This window comes from Salinivibrio sp. MA427 (assembly GCF_001996115.1).
GTDB classification, from domain to species: Bacteria; Pseudomonadota; Gammaproteobacteria; order Enterobacterales; family Vibrionaceae; genus Salinivibrio; species Salinivibrio costicola.
This window is the reverse complement of record NZ_MUFH01000073.1, coordinates 1-9983: the sequence shown is the minus strand read 5'-3', so window position 1 is coordinate 9983 and position 9983 is coordinate 1. Positions and strand designations below refer to the sequence as shown.

General features: G+C 47.3%; 9 protein-coding genes and 1 pseudogene. 3 read left to right on the top strand and 7 right to left on the bottom strand.

Going from position 1 to position 9983, the window contains the following annotated elements; all coding sequences use genetic code 11:
• The 4 genes and pseudogenes from BZG79_RS07050 to BZG79_RS07035 all read right to left on the bottom strand — a co-directional run.
• Positions 1-1058: TOBE-like domain-containing protein (locus BZG79_RS07050; protein WP_077774056.1), on the bottom strand; the 1058-nt coding region annotated here is incomplete at its 3' end.
• A 4-nt stretch (positions 1059-1062) separates the two neighbouring features.
• Positions 1063-1971, bottom strand: coding sequence for a sulfate ABC transporter permease subunit CysW (gene cysW, locus BZG79_RS07045; RefSeq protein ID WP_077774055.1), 909 nt, complete (start codon positions 1969-1971; stop codon positions 1063-1065).
• A gap of 10 nt (positions 1972-1981) precedes the next feature.
• A complete protein-coding gene (gene cysT / locus BZG79_RS07040; protein WP_108742907.1) occupies positions 1982-2818 on the bottom strand; it encodes a sulfate ABC transporter permease subunit CysT in 837 nt (278 codons plus the stop codon).
• 58 nt (positions 2819-2876) lie between these two features.
• Positions 2877-3627: pseudogene (locus tag BZG79_RS07035) on the bottom strand (sulfate ABC transporter substrate-binding protein).
• A gap of 226 nt (positions 3628-3853) precedes the next feature.
• Between BZG79_RS07035 and cysM the strand changes: the two are divergent.
• Entirely contained in the window at positions 3854-4744 is an 891-nt protein-coding gene (gene cysM, locus BZG79_RS07030; RefSeq protein ID WP_077774054.1) for a cysteine synthase CysM, read from the top strand.
• Positions 4745-5110: 366 nt separating this feature from the next.
• Positions 5111-6409 carry a PAS domain-containing methyl-accepting chemotaxis protein gene (locus BZG79_RS16890; RefSeq protein WP_277918949.1) on the top strand — a complete coding sequence of 433 codons (1299 nt, stop codon included), beginning with the start codon at positions 5111-5113 and terminating at the stop codon, positions 6407-6409.
• A 62-nt stretch (positions 6410-6471) separates the two neighbouring features.
• Here the strand turns inward: BZG79_RS16890 and BZG79_RS07020 are convergent, their stop codons facing one another.
• Both BZG79_RS07020 and BZG79_RS07015 read right to left on the bottom strand, forming a co-directional pair.
• On the bottom strand, positions 6472-6909 hold the full coding sequence (locus BZG79_RS07020) for a YeeE/YedE family protein (RefSeq protein WP_077661453.1): 438 nt from the start codon (positions 6907-6909) through the stop codon (positions 6472-6474).
• A 15-nt stretch (positions 6910-6924) separates the two neighbouring features.
• Positions 6925-7350 carry a YeeE/YedE family protein gene (locus tag BZG79_RS07015; protein ID WP_077661452.1) on the bottom strand — a complete coding sequence of 142 codons (426 nt, stop codon included), beginning with the start codon at positions 7348-7350 and terminating at the stop codon, positions 6925-6927.
• A 391-nt stretch (positions 7351-7741) separates the two neighbouring features.
• Here BZG79_RS07015 and BZG79_RS07010 point away from each other — a divergent pair, with 391 nt between their 5' ends.
• On the top strand, positions 7742-9223 hold the full coding sequence (locus BZG79_RS07010) for a GGDEF domain-containing phosphodiesterase (protein ID WP_077774053.1): 1482 nt from the start codon (positions 7742-7744) through the stop codon (positions 9221-9223).
• 69 nt (positions 9224-9292) lie between these two features.
• Here BZG79_RS07010 and BZG79_RS07005 read toward each other — a convergent pair.
• Positions 9293-9983 (bottom strand): methyl-accepting chemotaxis protein (locus tag BZG79_RS07005; RefSeq protein ID WP_242414137.1); only part of this gene is annotated, 691 nt, incomplete at its 5' end.

Sequence of the window (9983 nt, the reverse complement as noted above, 5' to 3'; positions counted from 1 at the left end):
TGGTTAAAGAAATAACCAATATGTGGCATGGCATAAACGGTATCGCCCTTTTGATACGATGCGGCTTGCCAAGCATGATGAGTTAGGGTGGCCTCCCACAATTGATCACTTTCCCAACCTTGTGGTGCCAGTGATACGCGTACCTCGGCGCCGACAGGGTTGACTGATACCACGCGCGTGGGCAGCGATACCTGGCTGTTCGGTTTATCGGTGATGGTCAGTTCATGGCTGCGTACATACAAATCGCCGGATTGTTTGGTCTGCGCATTGAGGGCGGGTTCGATAAAGGCGTTACCATTTTTCCATACCCCTTGCTGAAATTGGCCGGAAAAGACATTCACGTTCCCCAAAAAATCAAACACAAATCGACTCTTCGGCGAAGCATACAGATCAACCGGGCTATCGACTTGTTCAATTTGCCCGTTACTCATCACCACCACCCGATCGGATAGCTCCAGCGCTTCATCTTGATCGTGAGTGACGAACACGCTAGTGAATGCCATTTCATCATGTAGGCGTCGTAACCATTGTCGTAGTTCTTTACGTACTTGCGCATCTAATGCCCCAAACGGTTCATCCAAAAGTAAAATTTCTGGTTGCGTCGCGAGTGCACGTGCCAGAGCGATACGTTGTTTTTGTCCGCCCGATAATTGTTCGGGATAACGCTGGCGAAGATGACCAAGCTGGACCACCTCGAGCAGCTCGTTAACTCGTTGAGTGATGGCGGCCGCTGAAGGGCGCTCGCGCCGCGGCATGACTTGTAAGCCGAACGCAATGTTTTCAGCGACTGTCATGTGTTTAAACAAAGCGTAGTTTTGAAAGACAAAGCCAACGCGTCGATCGCGAACATGCACCTGGGTGACATCGCGTTCGCCAAAATGGATTTGGCCACTATTGCTGTTTTCTAACCCCGCAATAATCCGCAGTAATGTGGTTTTTCCCGAACCTGATGGTCCAAGTAACCCCATCATTTCACCCTTTTCTATGGTGAGAGATAGCGGCGAAAGTGCCTGAAACTGGCCAAAGTGTTTGGTGATATTGTCTAATTGAATTTGCATTATGTTACTGCTCACTCTGGGTCGTTTGTGGGATAAATTGGGCTGGCGTTGACGCGCTGTGCTCATCAAGCGGCGTTACGTTTGTCTGTGCGCGTTGCTGACGCCACTCCACTAAGGCTTTGAGCGCCAACGTTACCAATGCCATAAAGGCAAGCAAAGAGGCACAAGCGAACGCGGCTTGGGTTTGATAGTCTTCATACAGAAGCTGCACTTGCAAAGGTAAAGTATTGGTTTGGCCACGAATGCTACCTGACACCACTGCCACCGCGCCAAACTCACCGATGGCCCGGGCATTGGTCAAGATCACCCCGTATATCAGGGCCCACTTGATGTTCGGTAAGGTGACGCGTCGAAACAGTTGCCACCAAGACGCCCCTAAAATCACCGCCGCTTCTTCTTCGGCGTGTCCTTGCTGTTGCATCAGCGGAATAAGCTCGCGAGCAACAAAGGGGCAGGTGACAAAAATGGTGACTAAAACAATGCCAGGCAGTGCAAACATCACTTGTAAATCATGCTCAAACAACCACGCGCCTAGCCAGCCGTTACTACCGTACAGCAGCAAATAGAGTAGACCAGCGACCACAGGTGATACCGCGAAGGGAATATCAATCAAGGTGGTGACCAGTTTTCGGCCTGGGAACTGAAACCGAGTTACCGCCCATGCGAGCATGACACCAAACACTAAGTTAACCGGCACCGTGATAACGGCAACCAATAGCGTTAACCCAATCGCATGGCGTGTATCGGGGGCAAGAAGGTACTCAAAATAGGTACCAATACCGTCAGAAAATGCAATAGAAAAAATGCTCAATAAGGGAAGCACCAACACGAGCGCAACCAGTATCAGCATTAAGCCAATCAAACTACGTTTGATCCAAACAGAATCACCGATTCGGGCAGTGTGGGGAGTCATAAAGCTATCCTTAGCGACCGTGAATGCGTTTTAAGTAGCGACCTTGCCATAGGTTGATCGCAAACAGTAACGACAATGATGCCATCAAGATCACTGAAGCAATCGCACTTGCCGCTGGGAAATTAAACTCTTGCAAACGGACAAAAATCATCAAGGAGGTGATCTCGCTGACGTAAGGCGTATTGCCTGCAATAAAAATCACGGCCCCAAATTCGCCAAGACTGCGCGTAAAAGATAAGGCGATACCTACTAATAAAGCGGGTTTGATGGTCGGCAGGATAACGCGCCAAAACACGGCAAAATCGCTTGCGCCTAATAAGGTGCCAGCTTCTTCTTCCTCTTGAGAAATTTCTTCCAGTACGGGCTGTACGGTGCGCACGACAAACGGCAGGCTGGTAAACATCATCGCAATCATAATGCCTATCGGCGTATAAGCCACTTGTATACCGAGGTTCGCGAGTACGCTACCTATCCAGCCATTATCGGCATACAAGGTAGCGAGGGTGACACCGGCGACTGCGGTGGGCAGTGCGAAAGGCAAATCCACCAACGCGTCAATAAAGCGTTTACCCGTAAAATCGTAACGCACCAACACCCAAGCAAAGAGCAGTCCAATCGCACCATTAAATAAGGAAGCGATAAGCGCCGCGCCGGCCGTGACTTTATAACTGGCGACAATACGTGGGTCTGAGATGGCAAACCAATATTCCTGCCAAGTCATTTGACTGGTTTGCATGATTAAACCACTGGCTGGCAGTAGTAAAATCAGGCTAATAAACAATAGCGATACGCCCAGACTGATACCAAACCCTGGGAGTACGCGCTGATGACGCACTCCCCGTGGCATAGATTGGCGTTGATGCGATAACGATGGCATAACGTCTCGATTTAAGTCGTAATAGCAATTAGCGGCGCTGGAGCTGGTCTAGCTTTCCGCCACTAGCAAAGTGTGTTTTCATCGCCTTATCCCAGCTACCTGAAATCTCTTCTACCGTCAGTAATTCAACCTGAGGGAAGCGATCGGCATACTCGTCTGCGACGGCTTGGTGATGAACGCGGTAATTAAAGTTAGCCAGTAAGCGCTGCGCTTTTTCACTGTAAAGATAAGACAAATACTCTGTCGCCAGTTCAGTGGTGCCATTGCGTTTAGCATTTCGCTTTACCACGGCAACGGAAATAGGTATAGCGCGCATTGCCTGAGGTTTTTGGGTTAGGAAAGACCGATGCGACATCGTCTTTGGCAAGGTCGTCCCAGTTTTCAATATTTTTGGGATTGCCCTTACGCACCAAAAAGGCGGTGGTGGAATAATAGGGCGAGCTGCTATTGGGGAAGTTGTCTTTCCAATTGGCATCGATCAGTTTGCCTCGATCGTGCAGTACCTGCACATCAGTGACTTGGTTAAAGGTGACGACATCCGCTTGCAGCCCTTGCATAATTGCGCGCGCTTGCGCCGATGAACCGCCATGGGATTGCTTAATCGTTACGGAGTCGCCGGTTTTTTCTTGCCAGTGCTCTGCGAATAGTGGGTTGTAGTCGGCAAAAAGCTCCCTTGCGATATCATAAGAAGAGTTCAACAGTGTTTGTTCAGCGGCGAATACCTGTGCGCTGCTGGTGGCAAGTAGGGCCGAGAGAGCCAGCGTTTTGAATACCTTCATTGTAATGTTCCTTAATGACCGGTTGATGCTTGTTCAACAAAAGAAGTCGCTATAAGTCACAGAATAAAAGCAATCATTAGGAATAAAAAACACTTTTACTATAACCATTTTGTATATGTTAGTGACAATTTATCTGCGTGCCAGTGATAAACCCTTGTAACATGGCGTTTATAGACAGTGCCCCATGGCATGACGCCAGTGAAAAAGATAGGCAGAGGTAAGAGACGTGACTGATTTCCCAACGCTTGAAGACTACGTAGGACAAACACCCTTGGTACGCTTGCAGCGTCTAGGCGCTGATACGGGGAGTACTGTTTTGGTTAAACTTGAAGGCAATAACCCGGCCGGTTCGGTCAAAGATAGGCCCGCGCTGAACATGATTGTGCAGGCCGAAGCGCGGGGAGATATCCAACCGGGCGATACCTTGATTGAAGCGACCAGTGGCAACACCGGGATAGCGCTAGCAATGGCGGCGGCGATAAAAGGCTATCGTCTGATTTTAATCATGCCTGAAAATGCTACCCAGGAGCGCAAAGATGCGATGCGTGCCTATGGCAGTGAGTTGATTCTCGTCTCTAAAGCGTCGGGTATGGAAGGTGCGCGTGATTTGGCGTTATCCATGCAATCACAGGGCAAGGGCAAAGTGTTGGATCAGTTCAATAATCCGGATAATTTTCAGGCTCATGTGACTGGTACAGGACCTGAAATTTGGCAGCAAAGCCAACAAAAAATCACCCACTTTATTGCCAGCATGGGCACCACAGGCACCATTGTGGGCACATCAAAGTACCTAAAAACGCAAAACCCCGCGATAAAAACCATTGGCTTGCAGCCGACAGAAGGCAGTGCCATCCCTGGGATCCGGCGCTGGCCCGCTGAGTACTTACCCGGCATTTATACTGACGAGCATATCGATGAGGTGATGGATATTTCTGAGCAAGACGCCAAAGAAACGGCGCGAGCATTAGCGCGAGAAGAGGGGATTTGTGCGGGGGTGAGCTCTGGCGGGGCCGTATATGCGGCACTGCAAGTTGCCAAAGCTGAACCCGACTCTGTGGTGGTGGCCATTATTTGCGATCGCGGCGATCGCTATTTATCGTCGGGATTGTTTTCTTAACCGTTCTAGCTAAAAGATCTAGGTCGTAATGATGAGAAAAAATTACTTAGTATGAGGGACAATGCAATAAACGGAAAAGTAGATGGTTTTCTAGGCGATTATGAAGTCTTTTAATACAAGCCAGATGGTAATTAACTCTTTGTTATCAATGGTAATATATTTTTTGTTACATTTTTCATTCTTCTAATGCTTATTAATTAATACGCCTGATTATCGGATAAATAATGATGCTCTACGCTTTACTGATATTACGCGACTAATAACGTAGTTCACATACTTTAAAATGTTCTTGTGGATTGGCTAGCCACTGAAGTAAAGAAGCATGAAAAGTAACGATATGGTCCTAGAGTTAACGGGGGAGCCACCATGATGTTTAATCAAACTAGACGCCTACTTACCGAAAGCGAGACAAACAGAGAACAACTAGAAATCGAGCTTGATGCCATCATAGAAGGTGTTGCCACCATCACCTTCTCTCCTGATGGAATTGTGCTCAGTTGCAATCAACTATTACTTAATATTATTGGTTACGAGAGTAATGAAGTGGTTGGACAGCACCACTCGGCAGTATGTTTTCCTGAAACGACAGAGTCCCAAGAATACCGCGATTTTTGGATGCGTCTCGGTCAGGGCGAAAGACAGAAGGGCGTTTTTCGACGCCGGCACAAAAATGGTAACGAAATTTGGATGGATGCGTCTTATTTTCCAGTTAAAGATAAAACCGGACGAGTGGTTAAAGTTCGCAAAATCGCGTCCGATGTGACGCGAGTCCACCAAGAAAAAGCCAAAAAAGAGGCGTTGTTTATGGCGCTCGACCGTTCCATGGCGGCCATCATTTTTACCCCCCAAGGCAACATTATCCATGCTAACGACAATTTTTTAGCCACAGTGGGATATGAGTTAGATGACATTGTAGGGCAGCATCATCGTATATTCTGCGACGCTGACTTTTATGAGCAAAATCCGAACTTTTGGGCAGAGCTGGAAGATGGACAATTTAAGGGTGGACAATATCAACGGCGTGACAAATTGGGCAATGAAATCTGGTTAGAAGCCACTTATAACCCCATATTCGGTGATAGTGGGCGTGTTGAAAAGGTCGTGAAATTTGCTTCCAACATCACTGCAAGTGTGCAGAAAAGCCATGCAGTCTCTCAAGCCGCTGAACTCGCCCACCATTCGTCAGCCGCGACACTTCAACATGTTGAGGATGGTAGTGCTTTGCTCAAAGAAGCGGTCGATATCACTAGCCATGTCACTGAGAAAATGCAATCAACGGCTGAGCAACTTCACCAACTGACTGAGCACGCACAGAGCATTGAAGAGATTGTGACCACGATTAATCAAATCGCTGAACAAACCAATCTACTTGCTTTAAATGCTGCTATTGAAGCAGCTCGTGCCGGCGAGATGGGCAGAGGATTTGCTGTGGTAGCTGATGAAGTGAGAAGTTTAGCCAAACGCACCAGTGAATCGACAACACAAATCGCCAATGTTGTCGATGAAAATAGAAAATTGACCCATGGTGTGAGTGAGTCGATGGAAGAAGTGGCAGTAGAATCGGAGCAGAGCCGAGAAAAAATTGCCTCAGCGGAAACCGTCATGCGTGATATTTATGCCGGAGCTGAAGAGGTCTCTGATACAGTTCAACGTCTCGCTACTTAGCGCTAAACTTTGGCGCCCTGTCTAAAGCGGATATCAGGGCGCATCATCTCGCATGAGTCTATTTAAGTTTTTACTGGTGACGGTATTCGTGTTTGCTGAAGATAGGTTATGACGCGCATCCCGACTAGCATGCTAATCACAAATAGACCGATCGGTAGTGCGCCGGAGCCAATAGCCGTGATCGCCGGTCCTGGGCAAAGTCCGGCGAGTCCCCAGCCGGTGCCAAAGAGTAATGCGCCGCCGATGAGTTTTTTATCAAGCGTTTGYGTCTTGGGTAGACAAAATTGATCGGCCAGTACGGGGTTTTTCTGCCGACGTACGCCCAAAAAGTAGCCGGGAACAAAGACCAACAGCGCACCGCCCATCACAAACGCAAGGCTGGGATCCCACTGGCCGAATACATCCAGAAAGCCAATCACCTTCGCGGGATTGACCATGCCTGACACCATCATACCCACACCGAAGATAAAGCCTGAGAGTAGAGCAACAAGGCGAAACATAAGCGATAAACGTCCTTAAAAGTGTAAACGAACAAAAACAGTGACAAAGGCAGCACCCATAAAAGTGAGCGTTGCCACGATTGACCGTTTCGATAAGCGACCCATGCCACAAATGCCATGACCACTGGTACAGCCGTTACCTAATTTAGTGCCTATCCCGACCAGCAACCCCGCGAGTACGGCAACCATAGGTGTGAGTGCAGGCGCAAGGCTTGTGTAGTTGGGTAGTTCAAAACCGATAAATGGCATGAAGACCCCCGCACTGACCATACCCAGCAAAAACAGACCTCGCCATTGAGCTTCACGGCCGTGTGATGATAACGCGCCTGACACAATACCGCTGATCCCGGCAATACGGCCATTGAGTGCTAAAAGTGCGAGACAGGCAGTGCCAACCAGCATGCCACCAAACAAGGCATCCCATGGGATTTGAAACGTCATGATTTTCCTCTCAGTGAGTCAAAAAACGTTACGGCTAAAGGAGAAGGGCAGCATACTTGAACACATTAATAAGTCAATACTAATTTAGGGTTTGGTGTTTTATTTGCTTGTTGGACGTGTTGACCTGTGTTAATCGTTGCTCCAATCTAATTTAAGCTAGACTGAGCAATACGCACCGTCTTAGTCAGTAAAAACCGAAGGTGCAATCATAGAGTCGGTAGGTTACGCTCTCTGCATTTTGGTTATCTGAGCAACACTGGGCAAATTATACTTATTTGATTCAATAGCTTGAAGCTGTGAAGCGATAGAGCTGCTATACTCGACGAATATCACAGCCGTAGGTGTCAAAGAGGAGCAACTGAGCAGTGTTAAGAGATAAAAAAGGCTTTTAATGAAGAAAACAGCGTACTACGCACTAAAATTAGCATTAACTTACTTCTTTTTTGCTTCGTTGTGGATACTGTTTTCCGATAAATTGGTTAACGTGCTGTCCGATAACCTTGAAATGTATACTTGGGCACAGTCGTTCAAGGGGCACCTGTTTGTCGTTATTACCTCAGTGTTACTTTGGGGGTTAGCACAGAAAAATAATCGTGATTTAGAGCGAGCGAGTGACATCGATACGGTTACCGGGCTTCATAGTCCCTCCGTATTCATTCGTCGCGCTGATACATTATTGCAGCGTGCTAATGCTGAGTCGTGCTACATGTTGTTTGTGCTCGACATTGATAACTACACGTCGGTAACCAATAAGCTGGGCTTTGATCGCACCAATCAACTGCTGATAGGAGTGGCGCGTAAAATAGATACGCCCACTGCGCTTGAAAACCTAACCTCGAGAGTTCACGCCGATAGATTTGCATGTTTGTTGACGTTGTCCGATGTTTGCGAAATGACGCCATACATTGACAAGTTACATCGTCAGTGTAACCAGTTTTTGCAACGATACGATAGAGACATTACCTGTTCGGTAGGCGTGGCGGTGTTTGACTCGGATGGCGAAGACACCACGGCTTTAATGACAGCGGCGACACGCGCATTGAACGAAGCGAAGAAGCATAAAAATGCCGTTGCATATCACGATATCCATCTGACAGAAGAGGCTAAAAAGCGGCAAAATCTTGTCTACGATCTTCGCCAAGCCATTGATGATAAGCAGATTGATATTGTTTTTCAGCCACAGTATCGCTTGTCTTCTGGAGAGTTAACCGGCTTAGAGGTGTTGGCAAGATGGACACACGATCAATATGGTAATATACCCCCGAGTGTGTTCATTCCCCTAGCTGAAGAGCAGCATTTTTGCGAGGATTTAACGGCACTGGTGTTAGAAAAAGCCGCCAAACAACTAAACGAAAGTCAGCTGCTAGGCAATATGGTTAAACGGGTATCGGTCAATATCTCCGCGGTTGAATTTAACAGTGTGGACGCGATAGCACGTATCGATACCTATTTGCAGGCTAACCCTGAGTTCGCTCGTTATCTTTGCCTGGAGATCACAGAAACTGCCGCATTAGATGACATTATTGAGTGCGCGCGGGTTGTTGATACACTTAAACGCCATGGCGTTACCTTTTCGATCGATGATTTTGGTGTCGGCTATACCTCGTTGGGTATTTTTAACCGGATCAACGTGGATGAAATTAAGATTGATCGTAGTTTTATCCAGGCGATGGAAAAAGACCACCGTGCTAAAGCGATTACTGCCGGCATTATCGGGATTGCTAAAGGTTTGGGTATTCATGTTGTGGCTGAAGGCATAGAAACGCGTGCGCAACTAGCGTTACTAAAACAGCTCGATTGTGAATACGCGCAGGGTTTTTATCTTGGACATCCAGCGCCTTTAGAGCAGTTGGCTGTAGTCCAGTCGGTTTAATGGTCATGACTTTTGCCAACGTATAAAAAGAAAAAGCGAGAGTGTTTTTATCTCGCGCTTATTGACGCTCTAGCTTTCAATGTCGTTCAATAAAACCGCAAGCTCATCAATGCTTTGAACCGTACTTTCTACCAACTCGCTAATTTGTTTGCTCGATTGGTGAGAGACTTGAGCTAATTGGCGAACCTCATCGGCGACTACCGCAAAGCCGCGTCCGAGCTCACCGGCACGAGCGGCCTCGATCGCTGCGTTCAGTGCCAGAAGATTGGTGCGCTCGGAAATGTTGTTGATAGTATCAATAATTTTCATCACTTCCTGGCTTGACTGAGAAACGGACTGCATTGATGTTTGCGTTTTTGCCACGGTTTTACGTCGAGCACTGATATCAATACCAAACATGACATAATTGAGTATATTGCCGGAAAAATCTTTGAGTACACAAATCCTCGCATCAATTGCGAGTTGCTCCCCTTTTCCATTAAACTCAATGAGGGTAGAGGCATGGCCTTGTTTATCGATACTTTCTTTTAATTCGTGTGTGATTTTATGGTAGATGTCATAGGAGGCGTCTTCGCATCGCGTACCGATATTTTTCAAGGCGTCTTCAAATAGAGAGTTTATGGAATCAAGTTTACCGTCGGGGCAAATTTCCATAATAACTAATGCGCCGCTGATAGCATCTAATTTGCGGGTGAAATCTAAGTAGGTTTGTTTTACCTGAGTAATATTGGCCTGCACAGAGATATAGTGCGTAATATGG